Below are 23,079 nucleotides of genomic sequence, written 5' to 3'. Positions count from 1 at the left end.
ACATGCTGGACAGAGCTCGGAAGCTCATTGCCGCCGTCGATGCGGAACCCACTGAAGGCAGCATCGGCGCTGCCATCGCTTACGCGCCGGTGCGACTGTGGCATTGCGTTAATGCTGCGGCCATTCTGATGCTGAGTTTAAGTGGCTATGTCATTGGAACCGGGACACCGGCAATGTCGGGAGAGGCAAGCGGCAATTTCCTGTTCGGCTATATCCGCTTTGCTCATCTCTCGGCGGGATATGTGCTCAGTATCGGCTTTCTTCTGCGGATCTACTGGGCGTTAGTCGGAAACGCGTATGCCGTGCAGATCTTTTGGGTGCCGCTCTGGCGCAAGTGCTTTTGGCGCGAAGTGTACCACGAGATTCGCCGGTATGCGTTCCTGACAGTTGAGCCCGGGAGGCTCGTCGGGCACAACCGTCTTGCTCAGCTCGCGATGTTCTTCATGTTTACGCAGACAATTACGTTCATGGTCGTCACAGGCTTTGCACTTTATGGGCAAGGTGCCGGCACTGACAGTTGGCAGTACACGCTATTCGGCTGGGTATTTTCAATTTGGCCGAACAGTCAGGACGTCCATACCTGGCATCATCTCGGCCTGTGGGTGATCGTGACCTTTGCGCTGGTCCACATCTACGCGGCCGTCCGGGAAGACTAATGTCGCGCCGCAGCATCGCTTCTGTAATATCGGGTGAGTGTGGGTTTCGCGATTGACTGGAAAGCGGATGCAACCGGAAAACAAGAAAAGGATCCTGGTGCTCGGCATCGGCAATATCCTGTGGGCCGATGAGGGATTCGGCGTGCGGGCGGTCGAGGAGTTTCACCGGCACTACGTGATCGATGACAACGTAACGGTCCTCGATGGCGGCACACAGGGACTCTACCTCGTCAGTTTTCTGGAGCAGGCCGATTGCCTGATCGTGTTCGATGCCGTCGACTATGGATTGCTGCCCGGGCAGTTGAAGCTGGTGCGAGATGACGAAGTGCCAAAATTTACCGCCGTCAAGAAGGTAAGCCTACATCAGACCGGCTTTCAGGAGGTCTTGAGTGCGGCCGATCTGCTTGGCCGTCGCCCGCGAGAGCTCGCTCTCATCGGCTGTCAGCCGATGAACCTGGAGCATTGGGGCGGTCCGCTGACCACCCCGGTACGCCTCCAGATTGCGCCTGCGATTAAACTGGCTTGCAAACTCCTGGTGCAGTGGGGCTCGCCGGCAAAGCCGCGGACCGCGCCGCTGCCTGCATCAGAACGGCTGTTGGCAAACAATATCGACCGTGCAAACTATGAGATGGGGGCGCAGCCGATCTAGCGGCCCGCGACTGACCATGTGCCTTGGCCTGCCAATGACGATTGTCGAGACCGACGGCATCGTGGCGCTCTGCAAGTATGGCAATGAACAGCGGCGCGTCTCGGTCATGCTGCTCTCCGACGCCTCGGCCGGCGCCAAGGTGCTCGTTCATATCGATACCGCGGTGCGGCTTTTGGATGAAAATGAAGCAAGGCTGATCTCGGAAGCACTTGAAGGACTTGAGGCCACCCTCAACGGCCAGGACTGCGATCGCTTCTTTGCGGACTTGATCGGTCATGAGCCGCAATTGCCCGAGCACCTACGCTAGCAGTTCCGCTCGCCAGTTGCGCCGATCACGCTTGCTCACAAATCGAATTCCAGTCGCACGTAACCTCGGCATGGAAAAAGTCAGGCGCTTCTGATTGGCACGCGCCTTGCTATTACCCTCCTAGCAGAACCGAACAGTATCAGAAAGGCGTGTGATGAAGTTGCAGCCGGCGCAGCATGGTCTGGCGCGGCCCGCTCCGTCCGACGCCGAGCGCGTCAGCGTCGATACGCGCCTGGTCGCGCATGCTCCCGTGAAAGCGGCCGTGATGCCGCTGCCGGCGGCTGATCCCACATATTTGCTCCGCATCATCCAGGTCGCATTCTTACTTTCTGAGATGGTCAAGACGTTTCGGCGGCGCAGGCAAGGGGCAGTGCCTGCGCGCGCCGTAAGTGGCGAACTGGTTGAGTGGCTCGACCCGCGAGGCCCGTCGACGCCGATCCTCACCCGACGGTACGATACACTCCGCCTGATCGGTAGGAGACCGGTCCGTTTCGTCGCGATGGATCGCGTTTCGGTACCGAGGGTCCGGCCACACGCCGGCAGCGCTTGTGTCGGCAAGTGCATTGCCTCACGATGCAGCCAACGGAACATCGCATTATGAAAACAGCGATCCGCGTTGTATCCGACGTCGCCTACGGGGCGGCGAATGACCTTGCCACCGGCTCTGGAAGTCTCGATGTACTCTACAGCGGGTTAACGAGTGCGAGTGCGCTCGCCAAGCGCGCTTGGCGCGACGGCGACGAGCTTGCAAGGGCCTATCCGAATGCCACCGCGCTATTATCAAATGCCGCCGCTGCCGTTGGCAGACAGAAGAGCGGCGCTCGGACACAACTGTACGGACTCGCGAATCTCAGCGATCCCGAGCGCAAGCTGATAGGCGAAGTGCTCGGAGCCGGTGAGGTCGCTGGGGTGGTTGCGCTGCCAGATGGCTCTTTGGCGCAAATCCGTGAGTCCGTGCTTGCAGGAATTTGGCGCGTGCTCATCGGAAGCGAGCCGGCGCGCGAATATCTTGAGGTCGGAGCGATCCCGCAGATTGTCCGGCGCGCCGCAACTGACCTGACCTCCGCCGACCTTGCGATCGGCCCCGCGCCCGACGGCGCGATGAACGTGCAACCGGTCCTCGCCGAAATACGCGAACGGGCCCGCGTCTGGCGCTTTGGAATGCGCGCGCATGTCATCAATCTCACCTTGCTGCCGATGAGCGTTATCGACCTGGCATTCCTCCAGCAAAGCCTGGGGAATGGTCCGGTCCAACTCATCTTCCGCGGCTACAGCACATGCCGAGTGCAGGCGACCGGGATCAGGAACGTCTGGTCAGTCCAGTTCTTCAATTCTACGGACAATATCATCCTTGATACGTTGGAGGTCGGCGGCGTGCCGATGCTAGCGTTGGCCGCCGACGAGGATTTGCAGGACTCTGCCGAGCGCATGCAGGAAATTATTGAGGCGTACTTCACATGAAAAGCTTGGAGAAGGTTCGCCTTCTGGAGGGATCCCATAGACGGAGCGGGCGCGGCGACCGCCGGCATACCTCGCCCAGGATGTTGGTGGAGCGGTGCGCATGAGCCTCGCTGCCGGCAACAAAATCGATGTCACCGTATCGCTAGCTGCCGACGTAGTCGCCGCGATCGAGATCCTTCCGCGAGTCAGGCCGCCGCTGGCACGGCTGTTTGCTGGCAAGCAAGTCTCGTCGCTGCTCAAGGTGCTGCCGCGGCTGTTCGCATTGTGTGCCGCTGCACAGCAAACTGCACTGCTGTCCGCGGTCGAGACGGCGCGGGACGAAGTGATCACTCGTACAACAAAACAGCGTCGTATTACGCTTATCGTTATCGAGCGCATCGCGGATTTGCTACGGGCCCTGTTTGTCGGACATCTTACGCAAGACATCGCCAGTGCGGCGGCAATTCGCTCCCTGATGCGGGCAATATCAGCGCTTCTCGGCAGCGCACACTCACCCCGGCACTCCGCTCAATGCGAAGCAACAGCGCGGATCGTGGCTGCGCTGAACGCGCTCGGCATGACGAATGAGCGGGGCGCGGTGAGGTCCGGTAGCCCATTGGCGCTTCGCATTGCAGCGCTTGATGAGATCGACGTTAAGCGAATTCCGGCGGAGCACTCGTTCCTGTCCGTTGCTGACGACCTCAACATCGTTACGCGGCTGCTCGTGGATGGCGCGAGGTTTTGCTATTGTCCGGATCTTGACGGAAACGTGCCCGAGACGGGTCCATGGGCGCGCCAAATGACGCGTGATCGACTCTCGCACAGCCCTTCCGGTGCGGCCGAGCGGCTGAGGGCCAGAATTGCTGAAACGCTCCGGTTATGTGCCTGGCTCAAGGCCGGTGCTCAGATTGACTCGGCAGAGCACGGGATTATCGAAAGATACAAGTTAGGGCCCGGCCGTGCGGCGGCCGCGGTCGAATGCGCCAGGGGCCGTCTCTACCAGGCGGTTGAGCTCGATCCTCAAGGCCGGATATCCCGCTTCGAATTCCTTGCGCCGACGGAGTGGAACTTCCACCCGTGCGGACCGCTTGCCCGCAGCCTGCAGGGAGCGGTGCTGACGGCTGGACGACGTCGGGATGCAGTCGATGCGGTGATCGCATCGCTCGATCCGTGCGTCGGGTTCACCCTCAATTTTCGCGAAGTTGGCGATGCATGAAATGGCGATTTGTCTCGGCATCATTCAAATCGTCGAGGAGGAGGTACGTCGGCGATCGTTCTCGCGGGTGCGGAGCGTCTGTCTAGAGATGGGAGCGCTTACCCATGCCGCGCCTGAAGCGCTCAGGTTCTGCTTTGCTGTCGTTGCAACGAGGACGGCCGCCGAGGGGGCAGTCCTTAATATCGTCGAACTGCCAGGCGTTGCCTGGTGCATGAGCTGTTCGAAGAGCGTCGAGATTGCGCGACGCGGTGAATGCTGTCCTTGCTGCGGCAGCTATCAGTTGCAGGTAACCGCGGGCGAACAGATGCGCGTGAAAGAGCTGGAGATCGATTGATGTGTACCGTTTGCGGCTGCACCGAAGGGACGCCGTCGACCAAACGCGCCAAGGTGCATGATGCGGAGCGCCATGAGGGATACGATGCCCATATGCAGGGCGATTGCGATCGCCATTGTGCCCGTCCGCATGACGACCAAGGGCGGCAGCGTTCGAACCATGCTGGCGATAGTCATAGTCGCAATCCTCGCTCTGCCCATCACCAGGCTCATGGTGGGCAGGCGCTTCTGAGCGGTGCCGGGCCGGCTGGCTTGAAGGTGGCGGGTATGAGCAGAGAGCGGGTCATTCAGATCGAGCGCGATATTCTTAGCAAGAATAATGGGATTGCGGCGCACAACCGCGCACTCTTTCTCGCCAATGACCTGCTTGTATTTAATCTTTTATCCAGTCCCGGTGCAGGTAAAACGACGCTACTCGTCCGCGCGGCGTCTGAGCTCAAGCGCAGCCGGCCGGTTGGGGTTATCGAGGGCGACCAGCACACCTCGAACGACGCCGAACGCATTCGGGCCGCCGGCGTGCCATCCATTCAAGTTAACACCGGCAAGGGTTGCCATCTCGACGCTGTGATGATTGGCGAGGCTTATCGCCAGTTGCCACTGCTCACGGGTGGTATTCTCTTCATCGAGAACGTCGGTAATCTGATTTGTCCCGCAGCATTCGATCTTGGCGAGGCCTGCAAGATCGTGCTGCTATCCATTACCGAAGGTGAAGACAAACCGCTCAAATATCCTGATATGTTTGCAGCTTCTTCGCTCATGGTGATCAACAAGATTGATCTGGCCCCGCTGCTTGAGTTCGATTTCGGCAAGACGATCGAATACGCCAGAAGAGTCAATCCAAACATCGAGGTGCTTTTAGTTTCGGCTCGTACGGGCGAGGGTCTTGGTGCGGTCTACGCCTGGATCGATAGACGGGCATGGCATCAAAGGCGCGCCGTAGAGGACATAAGGCGATGAGCGCCGCAACCACCTGCGACCGAACGCGACTGCGCGTGCGCGTGGCTGGGGCCGTGCAAGGGGTCGGCTTTCGTCCTTACGTCTATAGACTCGCCGTGCGCTACGGATTGGCTGGGTTTGTCATCAATGGCCCCGAGGGCGTTACGATCGAGGTCGAGGGCAACCGTGCGTCGGACTTTGTAGCAACGTTGCCGCTCGAGGTACCTCCATTGGCACGCATCGACCACATCTGCGTTCAGGAGACGGCGGCGCAGGAGGCGAAAGAATTTTCGATCGGCACCAGCGAAGCCGGCAAATTGTCAACTCAGATCGTCGCTGATGCTGCTGCCTGCCAGCAATGCCTCAGCGAGCTGTTCGATCCAGAAAGTCGGCATTACCTTTACCCCTTCGTCAGTTGCTGCCATTGCGGCCCACGGCACACCATCGCCGAACGGCTTCCGTACGACCGCCGCAACACCGTGATGCGGGCTTTTAGGCTATGCGCTGCCTGCGCGGCCGAATATGCCGATCCGGCGAGCCGCAGGTTCCATGCGGAGGCGATCGCGTGTCCGACATGCGGGCCTCGGCTCAGCCATGGGATCAGCGCCATTGCCGCGGCAATCGCGGGCGGACAAATCGTGGCGATCAAGGGGCTCGGAGGATACCAGCTTCTTTGCGACGCGCGTAACCAGGATGCCGTGCAGCGTTTGCGCAGGAGAAAGCAGCGCCTTCAGAAGCCGTTCGCGGTTATGGTCGATTCCATAGAGCGGGTCAGCGACATCGCGGAGGCGAATGCGCCCGAGCTTGCGCTGCTCGAATCCGTAGCACGCCCCATCGTCCTTCTGTGTTCGCGCAACAATTTGGCGCCCGCCATAGCTCCGGGCTTATCGCGCGTGGGTGTCATGCTGCCTGTAGCGCCGCTGCATCACCTCATCCTTCATGCGCTTCGCTCGGCAGGGGCATGTGCGCGGACCAGCCCGATCATCGTCGCCACCAGCGCCAACCTTTGCGGCGAACCGCTCCTGATCGACAACGCGCAGGCGCTGCGGCGGCTCAAGGGGATCTCCGACCTTATCGTGACCCATGATCGCGATATAGTGACACGTGCTGATGACTCCGTGGTCTCGGTGGTGGCTGGCCGGCCGCGATTCATTCGTCGTGCCCGTGGCTATGTTCCCGAACCGATCAGGCTTGCGAAGTCGGTGCCGTCCGTGCTCGCCGTCGGCGGCGCACTGAAATCGACCGTCACCATCACGCGGGACAACCAAGCGTTCGTCTCCCAGCATATTGGCGATCTGGATACGGCCGAAGGCATCCGCGCGTTCGAGGAGACGATCCGACACCTTACATCGAGCCTTGATGTAGAGCCTGTCGCCATGGCCCATGATCTGCATCCTGATATGGCTTCTACCCGGTTTGCGGAAGCCAATGGCCGCGCGCTGGTCGCTGTCCAGCATCACCACGCACACGCTGCCGCAGTGATCGCCGAGCACGGTCATGCGGGACCTGCGCTTGCCCTGGTGCTGGATGGCCATGGCCTTGGCTCCGAGGGCGGTAACTGGGGTGGCGAGCTATTGTTGTGCGAAGGGGCGGGGTGCCAACGCATCGGGCACTTAGCGCCCCTGCAAATGCCCGGTGGAGATCGTGCAGCCCGCGAGCCGTGGCGGATGGCCAGCGCAGTATTACACGGACTCGGTCGGGGTAACGAAATCGGGCTGCGCTTTGCGGCACAACGGCAGGCTGGATGTATGTCGGCGTTGCTCGAACAGCCGGGCGGGGCCACCACGACCAGTGCGGGCCGATTGTTCGACGCCGCAGCGGCGCTGCTGGGGATTGCGAGTTTGCAGAGCTATGAGGGCGAAGCGGCGATGAAGCTCGAGGCGCTGGTGCGGCGGACTGCGATTCTCGAAGCCGGCTGGACGATCGATGGTGGCGTGCTGTCGCTTCGCCCGCTGTTTGCGCGGTTGATTGCAGATGACATTGACGCGGTGGGCGGAGCCGGCCTGTTTCATGGCACTTTCGCCGCCGCCTGCGTTGACTGGGTCGCGCGGTCTGCGCGGACAATTGGCGTTAACACGGTCGTTCTGAGCGGTGGCTGCTTCCTGAACGCGGCGCTGGCGGATGAAATCCCGCGCGGTTGCAGCGCTGCCGGCCTTATCCCGCTCGTGCCACGGCGGGTGCCGCCCAATGATGGCGGTTTGAGCCTTGGCCAGGCCTGGATTGCCGCTCTGCAGATAGCTCAACAGTCGTCCGCCAGGGGAGGATCAGCCTGACTATGTGTCTTTCGGTTCCGGCAAAGATTGCAAAAATTCTTCCCAACGACATGGCCATAGTGTCCATCGACGGCATCAGCCTAGAGATATCGATTGCTCTCGTCGACGAGCTCGAGGTCGGTGATTGCGTCCTTGTCCATGTGGGCTATGCGTTGGCCAAGATCGATCCGGTGGAAGCCGCGCGCACGCTGGAGCTGCTGCAGGAGCTAGGCAGCGCAGGGGAACGCCGATCATGAAATTTGCCGACGAATTTCGCAACAAGGCCATCGCTCAAGGAATTGCGCGTGCGATTGGCGGCGAGGTTAGTTCGCAAAGGGCCTATCGGTTCATGGAGTTCTGCGGCGGGCACACTCATGCGATCTCCCGTTATGGCCTGGAGGATCTGCTGCCCGCGAACGTCCGCATGATCCACGGGCCCGGTTGTCCGGTCTGCGTTCTGCCCGCCAGTCGAATTGATATGGCGATCCGGCTTGTCGACCGACCAGAGGTCACTCTGTGCGTGTACGGCGACCTGATGCGCGCGCCTGGGTCTCAAGGACAGTCCCTGTTGCGAGCTAAAGCGCTCGGCGCCGACATTCGGATGGTCTACTCGACGCTCGATGCTATCAGTCTCGCCGAACAGGCACCGAGCCGCGAGGTGGTCTTCTTTGCCATCGGATTTGAGACTACGACGCCGCCGACGGCGGTGATGATCCGAACTGCCGAGAAGAAGCGGCTGAAGGGCCTCAGCGTGTTCTGCAACCACGTGCTTACACCCTCTGCGATGCACAGCATTCTCGAGAACCCCAAAATCCGCGACACCGGCGGGGTTCCAATTGACGGCTTCATCGGGCCTGCACATGTCAGCACCATTATTGGTACGCAGCCTTACGAGCCCCTGGCAGAACAATTTGGCAAGCCGATCGTGATCGCGGGATTTGAGCCGCTCGATGTGTTGCAGGCTATCCTGATGCTGGTGCGGCAGGTGAACGAAAATCGCAATGAGGTGGAGAACCAGTACAGTCGCGTGGTGACGCGTGAAGGCAATCGGCGTGCCAAAGACGAGGTATCGCAGATATTCGAACTGCGTGCGCAGTTTGAATGGCGTGGGCTCGGACTCGTACCCAACAGCGGACTGAAGCTGAAACCGGCTTACGCGCAATTCGACGCTGAGACGCGTTTTGCGATCCACGACCTGCGTGTCGGAGACAATCCAGCCTGCGAGTGCTGCGCGATTCTGCGTGGCGCCAAGCGGCCAATCGATTGTAAGCTGTTTGGAACCGTCTGCACGCCGGAAACTCCCATAGGGTCCTGCATGGTATCGTCGGAAGGCGCTTGCGCGGCGTATTGGACCTATGGCCGAGTTCGCGATGAACCGTTGAGGCGGACGTCATGAGCGTAAAGGGCTATCAGCGCAAGCTCGACCTCGAAAACGGACGCGTTGATCTTTCCCACGGATCCGGGGGCCGTGCCATGGCACAGCTGATCTCCGGCCTTTTTCACCAAGCCTTTGGTAATGAATGGCTCGCCCGCTGCAATGATCAGTCAGCGTTTGAGGTTGCGGCGGGCAGAATGGTGATGACGACCGACGGCTATGTGGTCTCGCCGCTGTTCTTTCCCGGCGGCAATATCGGGTCACTGGCTGTGCACGGCACCATCAATGACGTCGCGATGTCCGGCGCGCGTCCCCTCTATCTGTCGGCCAGTTTTATCATCGAGGAAGGCTTCCCGTTTTCTGATCTGAAGGTGATCGCGGATTCGATGGGCTCGGCAGCGCGCAGTGCCGGCGTTCACATCATTACCGGAGACACCAAGGTTGTTGAGCGCGGCAAGGCGGATGGTCTGTTCATCTCTACAACCGGGATCGGGATTGTGGCCGATGGGCTCGATCTCTCCGCCGACAAGGCTAGGGTGGGGGACCGTGTGCTGGTGTCCGGTAGCCTCGGCGATCATGGGGTGACGATCATGTCAAAACGTCAGAACCCCGCTTTTCAGACCGAGGTCGGCTCGGATTCCGCAGCCTTGCATAATCTCGTGGCGGTCATGGTTGCCGCCGGCGGTAGCGGCATCCGGGTGATGCGCGACCCCACGCGGGGTGGGCTTGCCGCGACCCTCAACGAGATTGCGCATCAATCCGAGCTCGGGTTCCATCTGCACGAAGCATCCATTCCGGTGAAGCCGGCTGTTGCGGCTACCTGCGAACTCCTTGGACTGGATCCCATCCATGTCGCCAATGAAGGCAAGCTCGTTGCCATCGTCGCACCTGATTTGGCTGACGCCGTGCTTGCAGCCATGAAGGCACACCCGCTCGGGTCCGATGCAGCTGATATTGGCGAAGCGGTGGCTGACAATCGGAAATTTGTCCAGATGGCAACCGGTTTCGGCGGTCGACGAATCGTCGACTGGTTGTGGGGCGAACAATTGCCTCGGATCTGTTGACACGCTGCGCATCGTCCAGCTTTTGGAAACCAAGTTTATGATCAATGGTCGTGAGCCATCACCCATCAGCTCTGGAAACCATCCCTTCTATGGGCAATCTGCCCACCGGCAGACTGCGAGTTTGCTCTTTGGGCGTGCTGAATATCGCTTGTTAGTTTTTCCACGAGCCGAGAACGCAATTCGAAACGATTCACGGCCATCGCGCAGTTTCGACGGTTGCGCAGCGCATGGTCACACGATCCGCTCGGCACCCGTGGGTTTGAAATCCTGCGAACCTTGTCAAATATCGTTGAATTTCTGCGCCATTTTGACGGCTGCGTCGCAGCATCGCCGCTCGCTTCCGATTAAAAAGGCGCTTCAGGCAGGAGTTTTCAAATGAAGGTCGGAGTCCCCAAGGAAATCAAGGTGCACGAATATCGCGTGGGCCTTACCCCGGGAGCTGTCCGCGAATACGTGGCAGCGGGCCACCGCGTGATGATCGAGACCAATGCCGGCGCTGGCATTGGTGCAACCGATGAAGATTATCGCATTGTTGGGGGAACGATTCTAACTTCCGCAGCTGAGGTATTCGCATCGAGCGAGATGATCGTAAAGGTTAAGGAACCTCAGCCGTCCGAGTGGTGTCAGCTGCGGGAAAATCAGATCCTGTTCACTTATCTGCATCTGGCCCCCGACCCGGAGCAGGCCAAGGGCCTCCTGAAATCTGGATGCACTGCGATCGCCTACGAGACCGTAACTGATCCGCATGGTGGTCTTCCGCTGCTGGCGCCGATGAGCGAGGTCGCGGGTAGGCTTGCGATCGAAGCGGCGGGCAGCGCACTGAAGCGGAGTGCAGGCGGACGAGGGCTGTTGATCGGTGGAGTGCCTGGTGTTCAGCCTGCCCGAATCGTGGTGATCGGAGGTGGCGTCGTTGGTACGCACGCGGCACGGATGGCGGTTGGTCTGGGCGCAGAGGTCACCATCATCGACCGTTCGATACTCCGGCTCCGCGAGTTGGACGAGCTATTCGAAGGACGCGCTCGCACTAGGTTTTCGACTATCGACTCTTTGGAGGAAGAGGTATTTGCGGCGGATGTGGTGATTGGTGCGGTGCTCGTTCCAGGTGCGAGCGCGCCGAAGCTGGTCCGCCGGAGCATGCTGAGCTCGATGCGCAAGAGGGCGGTGCTCGTGGACGTCGCTATCGATCAGGGCGGCTGCTTTGAGACATCGCACCCAACCACTCACGCTGATCCTACTTACGAAGTGGATGGCATCATTCATTATTGCGTGGCCAATATGCCCGGGGCCGTGCCGCTGACCTCGAGCCAGGCACTGAACAACGCGACGCTGCCGTTTGGTTTGGCTCTGGCCAACAAGGGCTTTACCGCCGTGCTCGAAAATCCGCATTTGCGCGCAGGTCTCAACGTCCATCGGGGCCGGCTAACTTACGAAGCGGCGGCCGAAAGCCTTGGACTGCCCTTCTCACCGATCGAACAGGCTGCGGCCTGATCCCAGAGGCCCTTATGGGCATTTCCTCCCTGACTTAGGCCACCCTCCTCCGGGGTGGCTTCTTTTTTTCGGCTCCATCGATCTGCTACCGGCGCCGGCATGCATTTCGAACGTGGAGCGAAGCGAAGGATCGCCAGACGAGCCCCTCGCTTTAGTCCCCGCACGATGCGATGCGAGACAATGTACATTCGCCCATATAGCGCATATGAATGCCGGTTTTAGGTAATCCGAGCCAATTGAAAATGCGCCCGTGAGGGCCCGCGATCACCGGAGCGACTTTGTCTGGCTCGATCGCCGCCAATCTGACTGGCTGTGGAGACGCCAACCGGGCCGGTGATGACTGCCGCGGGTTTTACCGTGGTGCTGTCGCCGGCGCCGCCACTGTACCGGCGAGTGGAACCATCAAGAGGCGGCTCGGGGTCGACCCGACACACCGGCGGAGAACTTTTTGAAGTCGCGCGGCGCATCCATCATCGCCGCGGCGCGGCGGCCTTAGCAAGGATCGCAGATCGTTCCCTGGGTTTGGCGAACGCGGTTCACCTGATCGCTGACTGCCGTGAGATGGACCATGCGCAAACCACGGCATCCAGCACAAGCTACTGTCATGCGCGCTGTGGGATTTGCGACACCGTGTCGAGGCCGCGACTTGCGTTATCAAAAATAGCTCAGGCAAAATCGGGTTAAACTGTTTGGCACAAGACTTGAAAGCAAGAAACTGTCCGCAACTTTCGCTCATGGAATCGCAGTGATGGCCTACAAGATAATCGCATCCCAGTGCACAGTGTGCGGTGCATGTGAGTTCGAATGTCCCAATGCCGCGATCAGCCTGAAGAACGATATATATGTGATCAATCCGACCCAGTGTACCCAATGTGAGGGGCACTTTGACGCGCCGCAATGCGCGGTCGTTTGCCCGGTGCCAGATACCTGTGTGCCGGCATAGGTGGAGTAGTCGATGAGGGGAGCTCCTGCGCGAAACATGATGAAGACGCTATCGACAGCGGCCGTCCGTCGGATTCGTCTTCTGTTTCTCTCACTCGCTGGCCCCGAGTTGCCGGCGACTTGCGCGATCCGCTTGGATCGATTGCGGCGGAGTCCCCGCCGGCGGGAGTTGTCGTTGCCCCGGTGGAGCGGACAATGGTAGCTTTACAAGAGACAGTCGAGCGCGTGAAGCGCATCGACGTCGACCAGTATCGTTATGGGTTTGAGACCCTGATCGAGTCCGAGAAGGCCCCGAAGGGGCTGTCGGAAGAGATCGTAAAATTCATCTCACAGAAGAAGAACGAACCCGCCTGGATGCTCCAGTGGCGGCTGGAGGCCTATCGGCGCTGGCTGACCATGACCGAGCCGACCTGGGCGCGTGTCGAGTATCCCAAGATCGACTTCCAGGACATCTACTATTACGCGGCGCCGAAGCCGAAGAAGACGGTGACCTCGCTCGACGAGATCGACCCGCAGATCCTGAAAACCTACGACAAGCTCGGCATCCCACTGCGCGAGGTCGCGGCGCTCGAGGGCGTTGAGCCGCCACCCGGCGGCGAGCAGACGCCGAACCGCAAGATCGCGGTAGACGCGGTGTTCGATTCGGTCTCGGTTGCGACCACGTTCAAGGCTGAGCTGAAGAAGGCCGGCGTGATCTTCATGCCGATCTCGGAGGCGATCCGCGAGCATCCCGAGCTGGTGCAGAAATATCTCGGCTCCGTGGTTCCGACCTCGGACAATTTCTACGCCACGCTGAACTCGGCAGTGTTCTCCGACGGCTCGTTCGTCTACGTGCCGCCGGGCGTGCGCTGCCCGATGGAGCTGTCGACCTATTTCCGCATCAACGAGCGCAACACCGGTCAGTTCGAGCGCACGCTGATCATCGCCGACAAGGGCTCCTACGTTTCCTATCTCGAGGGCTGCACCGCGCCGCAGCGCGACGAGAATCAGCTGCACGCCGCCGTGGTCGAGCTCGTCGCGCTCGATGACGCCGAGATCAAATATTCGACCGTGCAGAACTGGTATCCCGGCAATTCGGAAGGCAAGGGCGGCATCTACAACTTCGTCACCAAGCGTGGCGACTGCCGCGGTGATCGTTCCAAGATCTCCTGGACCCAGGTCGAAACCGGCTCGGCGATCACCTGGAAGTACCCGAGCTGCATCCTGCGTGGCGATAATTCGAGCGGCGAGTTCTACTCGATCGCGATCTCGAACGGCTTCCAGCAGGTCGATTCGGGCACCAAGATGATCCATCTCGGCAAGAACACGTCGAGCCGCATCATCTCCAAGGGCATCGCAGCGGGCAAGTCGCAGAACACCTATCGCGGTCTCGTCACCGCGCACCGGAAAGCGACCGGCGCGCGCAACTTTACCGCCTGCGATTCGCTGCTGATCGGCGACAAATGCGGCGCGCACACCGTGCCGTACATCGAGGCCAAGAACTCATCCGCGACCTTCGAGCACGAGGCGACGACCTCGAAGATCTCCGAGGACGTGCTGTTCTACTGCATGCAGCGCGGTCTTTCGCAGGAAGAGGCCGTCGGCCTCGTCGTCAACGGCTTCGTCAAGCAAGTTCTGCAAAAGCTGCCGATGGAATTCGCAGTGGAAGCGCAGAAGCTAATCTCGATCTCGCTCGACGGATCTGTCGGATAACCCAACCTCCCGCGAGCCGCCCCGAATGCGGCTCGCCAGATGACATTTCAGGGATCAGATTAGAATGGCGCTACTCGAAATCCGAGATTTGCATGTTGGTGTCGAAGACCGCGAAGTTATTTGCGGCCTCGATCTTAACGTCCATGCGGGTGAGGTGAACGCGATCATGGGACCGAACGGCTCCGGCAAATCGACCCTGTCGCACGTCATTGCCGGCAAACCCGGCTACGAAGTCATCGACGGCCAGATCCTGTTCAAGGGCGAGGACCTTCTCGAGATGGAGCCGGACGAACGCGCCGCCGCGGGCGTGTTCCTGGCATTCCAGTATCCGGTCGAGATCGCTGGCGTGACCACCATGAACTTCCTGCGGGCGGCACTGAACGCCCAGCGAAAGGCGCGGGGCCAGCAGGAATTCTCCACCCCCGAATTTCTGAAAAGAGTCCGCAAGGTGGCCGGTTCACTCAACATTCGCCAGGATATGCTCAAGCGTGGCGTTAATGTCGGATTCTCCGGCGGCGAGAAGAAGCGCAACGAAATTTTGCAGATGGCATTGTTCGAGCCGAGTCTGTGCATCCTTGACGAGATCGATTCCGGCCTCGATATCGACGCGCTGCGTATCGTCGCCAATGGCATCAACGGCTTGCGTTCGCCCGAACGAGCGATGATCGTGATCACGCACTATCGGCGGCTTCTCGACCATGTCGTGCCGGACGTTGTGCACGTGATGTCTAAAGGGCGGATCGTGAAGAGCGGCGACAAGGAACTCGCGCTGGAGCTCGAAGCCTGTGGCTACGGCCAATTCGAAGACGCGGCCTGACGGCTCTAGGGACCCGATGAAGCAGGTTTTGCCCAAAGCCGACCCCGAACGCACAAGCGGCAATGTTTTCGCTGCGGCGCGTGGACGGCTGCCTGGTGCAGGCCTTGTTCCTCAAATCCGGGCGAGCGCATTTGAGGTCTACGAGCGTACCGGCCTTCCGCATCGGGGCATGGAGGACTGGAAATACACCGATCTGCGCGCCCTGATCGGCGAGGTGCTGCCACTCGCTCCGCGACCGGATGCGGAGGCACTAGTGCGCGCAAAGGTGTCGGCCGAGCATGTGTCTGCCGATCAGGCGGTCAAACTGGTTTTGGTGGATGGTATATTCGTGCCGGAGCTATCCGATCTCGGCAAGCTGGAAAATGGACTTGTTGTGCGGTCGCTGCGAGAGGTTCTGGAGCATTCGGTCCCTGGCGACATGGCAGGTCTGGTGCTGTCGACGACGAGCGATTCCGTTATCTCGCTCAACGCCGCAATGGCAACAGATGGCCTGGTGATTACGATCTCCGACGGCAACGCGGTGAAGCGTCCAATTCAAATCGTTCACGTTGCAACCGGCGTGTCGGTGTCCACCTTTACACGCTCGTATCTACAGCTTGGTAAAGGCGCGCGTGCGGCCATCGTGGAAAGTTTCGTCTCGGCTGAACGCGCGAGCGGCTATCAAGCCAACGATGCGATAATCGCCCTAGTCGGTAACGAGGCGAGCCTTTCGTATATCCGCGTCGCAGCCGCGGCCTCTGACGCCGTGAATATCTCGTCGGCGATCATCGCAGTCGGCGCCAGGGCTAAGCTCGACCTCTTCAGCATGACCTGCAGCGGCTCCATCAGCCGCTATCAGGGATTCATCTCGCTGGCTGGCGAGGGAACCGAGGTCTCGGCGAATGGAGTTAATCTCATCAGGGGCGAGCTTCACGCCGACACAACGATGGTGGTCGACCATGCCGTGCCACATTGCACCAGTCGGGAGAAGTTCCGCGCGGTCGTCGACGATCGAGGCCGCTCGGTATTTCAGGGCCGAATTGTCGTTCGTCCTGCCGCCCGGAAGACGGACGCCACCCTGACGACGCGAGCGTTGCTCTTATCCGACGAGGCTGAGGCCGACATTAAGCCGGAACTTGAAATCTTGGCTGACGACGTGACCTGCGGCCACGGAGCGACATCGGGTGCGCTGGACAACAGTCTCGTATTCTATCTGCGCGCTCGAGGGCTACCCGAGAAGGATGCGAAGTCGTTGCTGATTAAGGCGTTCCTTGGCGAGTCGATTGAGGAGATCACTTCCGAGAATCTGCGCGATTTTGTGACAGCTCAAGCTGAACACTGGCTGCAGGCGGTGCGATGAGCGCACATCCCGCCGTGAGCAATGGCAGTTACGACGTCAACCGTATACGTACGGACTTTCCCGCGCTCGCCATGACGGTGTACGGCAAGCCGCTTGTTTACCTCGATAACGCTGCATCCTCGCAAAAGCCAAACGCGGTGCTTGACCGTATGATGCGGGTGTACTCCAGCGAATACGCCAACGTTCATCGCGGCTTGCACTACCTCGCAAACGCGGCGACCGAGGCGTATGAAGGCGCCCGTACCAAGGTGGCGCGGTTTGTGAACGCGCGTACAAACGAAGAGATCATCTTCACTCGGAGCGCCACGGAGGCAATCAATCTGGTCGCCCAGACTTTTGGCCGTGAACGCATTAAGTCGGGTGATGAGATCGTACTCTCCATTATGGAACACCATTCGAACATTGTGCCATGGCACCTTCTCAGGGAACGACTCGGTGCAGTGATCAAATGGGCGCCAGTGGATGATGACGGAAACTTCTTGCTCGATGAGTTTGAGCGACTGCTGACCCCGCGCACCAAGATGGTTGCAATCACACAAATGTCGAACGTGCTCGGCACGGTATTGCCGGTGAAAGACGTGGTGAGGATCGCGCATGCTCGTGATATCCCGGTGCTGGTTGACGGCTCGCAAGCTTGCGTCCATCTGAGCGCCGACGTTTGCGACATTAATTGCGATTTCTACGTCATGACAGGCCACAAACTCTATGGTCCGACCGGGATCGGTGTTCTTTACGGCAAGTCTGAGCATCTGGCATCGATGCCGCCCTTCAACGGCGGCGGGGAGATGATCCGCGAGGTCTCGCGTTCCGGCGTCATTTATGGTGATCCGCCACACCGGTTCGAAGCAGGTACGCCGCCGATCGTCGAAGCCATCGGTTTAGGGGCAGCTATCGATTACATCAATTCAATAGGCAAGGTGCAAATCCGCAGGCACGAGAGCGTACTGCTCGCTTACGCGCAGGAGAGGCTGGCGGGGATCAATTTCATGCGCATGATCGGGACCGCGGCACACAAGGGACCGATCGTTTCCTTTGATATGAAGGGGGCGCATGCGCATGATATTGCCACCGTCATCGACCGCGCCGGCGTGGCGGTGCGGGCGGGGACCCATTGTGCGATGCCGCTGCTCAAGCGCTTCGGCGTGCTGGCAACGTGCCGCGCGTCCCTCGGACTTTACAATACACGTCAGGAGATCGATGTGCTCGTGCGTGCGCTCATCAAGGCGCGGCAGCTGTTCTCGTGATTCGGCGAGCCTGCGATCTCCAGGTGGGCAGCTCGCATTGAGGCCTGGAGGATGAGGTCATGCACCTCATCGCATAATAGCAGGTAAGCACCTGTAGGTCGCAACAAGCATACATAGGATTGATGGGCCTGTGTCGGCCAGCCGCTCTTGCGGCCGGTCTTCCAGTGCGGCGCCTTCGGCGAGGTCGATCGCAGAGTACTGCGATCGCGAACACGCTCGAGAATTGGGCTGGCAATTTCACGTAGCCACCCCTTGTTCAATTTCGAACAGGGCCAAGCCAAGAGTTCTCTGCCCCAAGCGTAATGTCGGGTTCGCAACACCAGCCATCGTAACGCACGAGGCGCGCTAAGCGATTTTGATTGCTAAGTTTTTGGTGCTTATGATGCGCTGGCATGCTGGTTGCAAAAGTCTTGCCCAAGAGGCCGCCCTCGCAACAGCTAACTTTTGAAGGACATCAGATGAGTCTCGCCACGACCCAGAGCATCGCAGAAATCAGGGCTCGCAATAAAGAGCTCATCGAGGAGGTGCTGAAGGTCTATCCGGAGAAAACCGCGAAACGGCGTGCCAAGCACCTCAACGTTCACCAAGCCGGCAAGTCAGATTGCGGGGTGAAGTCCAACATCAAATCCATACCTGGCGTGATGACAATCAGAGGCTGCGCCTATGCAGGGTCAAAGGGAGTGGTCTGGGGACCGATCAAGGACATGGTCCATATCAGCCATGGCCCGGTAGGCTGCGGTCAATATTCGTGGGGCTCCCGACGAAATTATTACGTTGGCACGACGGGGATCGATAGCTTCGTGACCCTGCAGTTCACCTCCGACTTCCAGGAAAAGGATATCGTATTCGGTGGCGACAAAAAGCTGGTCAAAATTCTTGACGAAATCCAGGAGCTGTTTCCGCTCAACAACGGCATCACGATCCAATCGGAATGCCCGATCGGATTGATCGGTGACGACATCGAGGCCGTGTCGAGAGCGAAGTCCAAGGAATACGGCGGCAAGACCATCGTGCCGGTCCGTTGTGAGGGCTTTCGGGGTGTGTCGCAATCACTAGGCCATCACATCGCCAACGATGCGGTGCGCGATTGGATTTTCGACCAGCTCGAGTCCGATGGCCAACCAAAGTTTGAGCCGACGCCGTACGATGTTGCGATCATCGGAGACTACAATATCGGCGGGGACGCCTGGTCATCGCGAATTCTGCTAGAGGAGATGGGCCTGCGGGTGATAGCGCAGTGGTCCGGCGACGGTTCACTAGCTGAGCTCGAGGCAACGCCGAAGGCAAAGCTCAACATTCTGCATTGCTACCGTTCTATGAACTACATCTCGCGCCACATGGAAGAGAAGTTCGGTATCCCCTGGTGCGAGTACAACTTCTTCGGGCCTTCAAAGATCGCAGAGTCGCTGCGCAAGATTGCTGGCTATTTCGACGACAAGATCAAGGAAGGCGCCGAGCGGGTGATTGAAAAGTACCAACCGCTGGTGAACGCTGTGATCGCAAAATATCGCCCGCGCCTGGAGAGCAAGACGGTGATGCTGTACGTCGGAGGGCTCCGTCCGCGTCATGTGATCGGCGCATACGAGGACCTCGGGATGGAAGTCATTGGTACCGGATACGAGTTCGGTCACAACGACGACTATCAGCGCACAGCTCAGCACTACGTAAAGGACAGCACGCTCATCTACGATGACGTTAATGGCTATGAGTTCGAGCGCTTCGTAGAAGAGCTCCAGCCTGACCTCGTCGGCTCGGGCATCAAGGAAAAATACGTTTTTCAAAAGATGGGTGTGCCGTTCCGGCAGATGCACTCCTGGGACTATTCGGGCCCATATCACGGCTATGACGGCTTTGCCATCTTTGCCCGCGACATGGACATGGCCATCAACTCGCCCGTCTGGAAGAAAACGAAGGCCCCCTGGAAGGAAGCTTCGAGGGCCAAGCTCCTGGCTGCAGAATAAACCAACTCATCTCGGTCTGCGCGAAGGCCGGGGCGACACCAATCTCGATTGTGAAGGATTTCAACAATGGCGCAGAGTGCCGAACACGTGCTCGATCATCTCGAACTGTTCCGAGGTCCAGAATACCAGGAGATGCTGGCCAAGAAGAAGATATTCGAGAATCCGCGCGATCCCGCCGAGGTCGAACGCATCAAGGAATGGACGAAGACGGCCGAATATCGCGAAAAGAACTTTGCGCGGGAGGCGCTAGCGGTAAATCCGGCCAAGGCATGCCAGCCGCTTGGCGCCGTATTCGCCTCTGTTGGCTTTGAGGGCACGCTGCCCTTCGTCCACGGCTCGCAAGGCTGCGTTGCCTACTACCGCAGCCATCTGTCGCGGCACTTTAAGGAGCCTTCTTCCTGCGTCTCCTCGTCGATGACGGAAGACGCTGCGGTATTCGGCGGTCTGAACAACATGATCGACGGGCTCGCGAACAGCTACAACATGTACAAACCCAAGATGATTGCGGTCTCGACCACCTGCATGGCCGAGGTGATCGGCGATGACCTCAATGCCTTCATCAAAACGTCGAAAGAAAAAGGCTCGGTCCCGGCGGACTTCGACGTGCCATTCGCCCATACGCCGGCGTTCGTCGGGAGCCACGTCACCGGTTATGACAATGCGCTCAAGGGCATTCTGGAGCATTTTTGGGACGGTAAGGCCGGAACAGCGCCGAAGCTGGAGCGCAAGCAGAACGGGGCGATCAACATCATTGGTGGGTTCGATGGCTATACCGTCGGGAACCTTCGCGAAATCAAGCGCATCTTGGCGTTGATGGGCATCCAGCACACGATTCTCGCTGATAATTCTGAAGTCTTCGATACTCCGACAGACGGCGAATTCCGGATGTATGACGGAGGCACGACGCTGGAAGATGCGGCCAACGCGGTTCACGCCAAGGCGACAATCTCCATGCAGCAGTGGTGCACCGAAAAAACGCTGCCATTCGTTGCTGACCATGGGCAGGACATCGTATCCTTCAACTACCCGGTGGGCTTATCCGCAACGGATGACTTTATCGTGGCGCTGTCACGCATCAGCGGCAAGGAGGTTCCCGAGCAGCTCGCGCGAGAACGTGGCCGCTTGGTCGACGCCATCGCTGACTCCAGCGCGCATATCCATGGCAAGAAGTTCGCGATCTATGGCGATCCGGATCTTTGCTATGGGCTGGCTGCGTTTCTGCTCGAACTCGGCGCCGAACCGACCCATGTGCTGTCCACGAACGGCAGCAAGGCATGGCACGAAAAAATGCAGATGCTGCTTGCAAGCTCGCCATTCGGGCAGGGCTGCCAAGCCTATCCGGGCCGGGACCTCTGGCACATGCGCTCACTCCTGTTCACCGAGCCAGTCGATTTTCTGATTGGCAACACCTATGGCAAGTATCTGGAGCGCGATACTGGAACGCCACTGATCCGCATCGGCTTTCCGGTTTTTGATCGGCATCACCATCACCGGTCCCCCCTATGGGGCTATCAGGGCGGCCTGAATGTACTCGTGAAGATCCTGGACAAGGTCTTCGATGAAATGGACAAGAAGACGAACGTTCTTGGCAAAACTGACTACAGCTTCGACATCATTCGTTGATGAGCGACCGTGTCGCGTGCCATCGCAATAACTGCGATGGCACAAGCACATGACCGTTGACCATGCAATTAGTTTGCGCTGAGAGGAAAAAAGGATGAGATCACTAGCGGCCACGGTCCAGAATATTTTTGACGAGCCGGGCTGCGCCAAGAACGGCAGTAAGTCGGAGGCTGAACGCAAGAACGGCTGCACCAAGCAACTGCAGCCGGGTAGCGCTGCGGGCGGCTGTGCTTTCGATGGCGCCAAGGTTGCGCTACAGCCGTTCACCGATGTCGCTCACTTGGTGCATGGTCCGATCGCGTGCGAAGGGAATTCCTGGGACAATCGCGGCGCGGCGTCGTCAGGCTCGAATCTGTGGCGCACCTCGTTCACAACCGATTTGAGCGAAACCGATATTGTATTCGGAGGCGAGAAGCGGCTCTGCAAAGCGATCAAGGAGATCATCGACAAGTGCGACCCGCCCGCGATCTTCGTCTATCAAACCTGCATCCCGGCGATGATTGGCGACGATATCAACGCAGTCTGTAAGGCCGCATCTCAAAGGTTCGCAAAGCCGGTGATCCCGATCAATTCCCCGGGCTTCGTCGGCTCGAAGAACCTCGGTAACAAGCTCGCCGGCGAGGCGTTGCTCGACTATGTGATCGGGACGCAAGAGCCAGACTACACCACCCCGTACGATATCAACCTGATCGGAGAATACAACCTTTCGGGAGAGCTCTGGCAAGTGAAGCCACTGCTAGACGAACTTGGAATACGGATTCTCTCCTGCATCTCCGGCGATGGCAAGTATCGCGAAGTCGCTTCAGCCCATCGCGCGCGGGCGGCGATGTTGGTGTGCTCAAAGTCCATGATCAACGTCGCACGCAAGATGGAGCAACGCTACGGGATTCCGTTCTTCGAGGGGGCGTTCTACGGTATTCAAGATTCGAGCGTATCGCTGCGTCAGCTTGCCCGCTTATTGGTTGAGCGCGGTGCGCCTGCAGATCTGCTCGGGCGCACTGAATCGGTGATCGCGCGCGAGGAAGCGTGGGCCCGGGCTGCGATAGGGCCGTACAAGCCACGATTCGAAGGCAAGAAGGCTTTATTGATCACCGGCGGCGTCAAGTCATGGTCGATCGTTGCGGCACTCCAGGAATCTGGGCTTGAGTTAGTCGGAACCAGCGTCAAGAAATCAACCGGGAAAGACAAGGAGCGCATCAAGGAGCTCATGGGGCAGGACGCCCACATGATTGAGGACATGACGCCGCGCGAGATGTTTAAGATGTTAAAGGACGCAAAAGCGGACATCATGCTATCGGGCGGCAAGTCGCAGTTCGTCGCGCTGAAAGCGGCGATGCCATGGCTCGATATCAATCAGGAGCGTTGCCACGCCTATATGGGCTATGTCGGAATGGTCAAGCTGGTGGAGGAGATCGATAAGTCACTCTCGAGTCCGATGTGGGAGCAGCTACGTCGACCGGCCCCATGGGATGTATTGGCCAAGGCGATGGAGCAGATGCAATCGCCCGTGGCCGCGATCGCCTGCGATCCGGCGCTCGCCGAAACCGCGCGCCGCGCGAGGAAGATCTGCGTGTGTAACGCGGTCGATTTGGGCACGATTGAGGATGCAATCTACGCGCACGGCCTGAGGAGCGTCGCAGCGGTGAGAGAGCATACCAATGCGGCCGGCGGCTGCTGCCAGAGACGCATCGAAGGTATCTTGGTGTCCGAGCCATCTGCCATGCGACAGGCCGCAGAATAGGGAG

Annotated in this window: 19 protein-coding genes and 1 pseudogene; all 20 read left to right on the top strand. The window is 59.3% G+C overall.

Features of this window, described 5'->3' with window-relative positions:
- Window positions 1–2: 2 nt before the first annotated feature.
- Window positions 3–712, top strand: a pseudogene (gene cybH, locus AAFG16_RS41675) (Ni/Fe-hydrogenase, b-type cytochrome subunit).
- An 11-nt stretch (window positions 713–723) separates the two neighbouring features.
- Complete coding sequence (locus AAFG16_RS41670; protein ID WP_271609081.1) at window positions 724–1,305, top strand: HyaD/HybD family hydrogenase maturation endopeptidase; 582 nt, start codon at window positions 724–726, stop codon at window positions 1,303–1,305.
- Window positions 1,306–1,321: 16 nt separating this feature from the next.
- Window positions 1,322–1,612 carry a HypC/HybG/HupF family hydrogenase formation chaperone gene (locus AAFG16_RS41665; protein WP_027557843.1) on the top strand — a complete coding sequence of 97 codons (291 nt, stop codon included), beginning with the start codon at window positions 1,322–1,324 and terminating at the stop codon, window positions 1,610–1,612.
- A 597-nt stretch (window positions 1,613–2,209) separates the two neighbouring features.
- Window positions 2,210–3,073 carry a hydrogenase expression/formation protein gene (locus AAFG16_RS41660; RefSeq protein WP_271609080.1) on the top strand — a complete coding sequence of 288 codons (864 nt, stop codon included), beginning with the start codon at window positions 2,210–2,212 and terminating at the stop codon, window positions 3,071–3,073.
- 100 nt (window positions 3,074–3,173) lie between these two features.
- A complete protein-coding gene (locus tag AAFG16_RS41655; protein WP_342734667.1) occupies window positions 3,174–4,268 on the top strand; it encodes a hypothetical protein in 1,095 nt (364 codons plus the stop codon).
- Window positions 4,261–4,602, top strand: coding sequence for a hydrogenase maturation nickel metallochaperone HypA (gene hypA / locus AAFG16_RS41650; protein WP_092216236.1), 342 nt, complete (start codon window positions 4,261–4,263; stop codon window positions 4,600–4,602). Before AAFG16_RS41655 ends, hypA begins: the two co-directional genes overlap by 8 nt.
- Window positions 4,602–5,558: a hydrogenase nickel incorporation protein HypB gene (hypB, locus tag AAFG16_RS41645; RefSeq protein WP_342734664.1), complete on the top strand. Its 957-nt coding sequence runs from the start codon at window positions 4,602–4,604 to the stop codon at window positions 5,556–5,558. Before hypA ends, hypB begins: the two co-directional genes overlap by 1 nt.
- Window positions 5,555–7,810 (top strand): carbamoyltransferase HypF, encoded by a 2,256-nt coding sequence (gene hypF / locus AAFG16_RS41640; protein ID WP_342734661.1) that lies wholly within the window; start codon window positions 5,555–5,557, stop codon window positions 7,808–7,810. The genes hypB and hypF overlap by 4 nt, the downstream gene beginning before the upstream one ends.
- A 2-nt stretch (window positions 7,811–7,812) precedes the next feature.
- Window positions 7,813–8,046, top strand: coding sequence for a HypC/HybG/HupF family hydrogenase formation chaperone (locus AAFG16_RS41635; RefSeq protein WP_271609075.1), 234 nt, complete (start codon window positions 7,813–7,815; stop codon window positions 8,044–8,046).
- A complete protein-coding gene (gene hypD, locus AAFG16_RS41630; protein WP_342734657.1) occupies window positions 8,043–9,185 on the top strand; it encodes a hydrogenase formation protein HypD in 1,143 nt (380 codons plus the stop codon). The genes AAFG16_RS41635 and hypD overlap by 4 nt, the downstream gene beginning before the upstream one ends.
- A complete protein-coding gene (gene hypE, locus AAFG16_RS41625) occupies window positions 9,182–10,228 on the top strand; it encodes a hydrogenase expression/formation protein HypE (protein WP_271609073.1) in 1,047 nt (348 codons plus the stop codon). Before hypD ends, hypE begins: the two co-directional genes overlap by 4 nt.
- Before the next feature lie 375 nt (window positions 10,229–10,603).
- Window positions 10,604–11,716 (top strand): alanine dehydrogenase, encoded by a 1,113-nt coding sequence (gene ald / locus AAFG16_RS41620; protein WP_271609072.1) that lies wholly within the window; start codon window positions 10,604–10,606, stop codon window positions 11,714–11,716.
- 748 nt (window positions 11,717–12,464) lie between these two features.
- Window positions 12,465–12,659: a 4Fe-4S binding protein gene (locus tag AAFG16_RS41615; protein WP_035730311.1), complete on the top strand. Its 195-nt coding sequence runs from the start codon at window positions 12,465–12,467 to the stop codon at window positions 12,657–12,659.
- 194 nt (window positions 12,660–12,853) lie between these two features.
- Window positions 12,854–14,350: a Fe-S cluster assembly protein SufB gene (gene sufB / locus AAFG16_RS41610; protein ID WP_271609071.1), complete on the top strand. Its 1,497-nt coding sequence runs from the start codon at window positions 12,854–12,856 to the stop codon at window positions 14,348–14,350.
- Window positions 14,351–14,414: 64 nt separating this feature from the next.
- A complete protein-coding gene (gene sufC, locus AAFG16_RS41605) occupies window positions 14,415–15,167 on the top strand; it encodes a Fe-S cluster assembly ATPase SufC (RefSeq protein ID WP_271609070.1) in 753 nt (250 codons plus the stop codon).
- Window positions 15,168–15,183: 16 nt separating this feature from the next.
- Window positions 15,184–16,506 carry a Fe-S cluster assembly protein SufD gene (sufD, locus tag AAFG16_RS41600; RefSeq protein WP_271609069.1) on the top strand — a complete coding sequence of 441 codons (1,323 nt, stop codon included), beginning with the start codon at window positions 15,184–15,186 and terminating at the stop codon, window positions 16,504–16,506.
- Complete coding sequence (locus AAFG16_RS41595) at window positions 16,503–17,750, top strand: cysteine desulfurase (protein ID WP_342734651.1); 1,248 nt, start codon at window positions 16,503–16,505, stop codon at window positions 17,748–17,750. The genes sufD and AAFG16_RS41595 overlap by 4 nt, the downstream gene beginning before the upstream one ends.
- A gap of 458 nt (window positions 17,751–18,208) precedes the next feature.
- Window positions 18,209–19,711 (top strand): nitrogenase molybdenum-iron protein alpha chain, encoded by a 1,503-nt coding sequence (gene nifD / locus AAFG16_RS41590; protein ID WP_342734649.1) that lies wholly within the window; start codon window positions 18,209–18,211, stop codon window positions 19,709–19,711.
- A 66-nt stretch (window positions 19,712–19,777) separates the two neighbouring features.
- A complete protein-coding gene (nifK, locus tag AAFG16_RS41585; protein ID WP_342734647.1) occupies window positions 19,778–21,334 on the top strand; it encodes a nitrogenase molybdenum-iron protein subunit beta in 1,557 nt (518 codons plus the stop codon).
- A 94-nt stretch (window positions 21,335–21,428) separates the two neighbouring features.
- A complete protein-coding gene (nifE, locus tag AAFG16_RS41580; protein WP_194389717.1) occupies window positions 21,429–23,075 on the top strand; it encodes a nitrogenase iron-molybdenum cofactor biosynthesis protein NifE in 1,647 nt (548 codons plus the stop codon).
- Window positions 23,076–23,079: the final 4 nt, after the last annotated feature.

The organism is Bradyrhizobium sp. B117, from assembly GCF_038969555.1.
Taxonomy (GTDB): Bacteria; Pseudomonadota; Alphaproteobacteria; order Rhizobiales; family Xanthobacteraceae; genus Bradyrhizobium.
The sequence above is the reverse complement of the archived record's forward strand: the minus strand, read 5'-3'. Positions and strand labels throughout refer to the sequence as shown.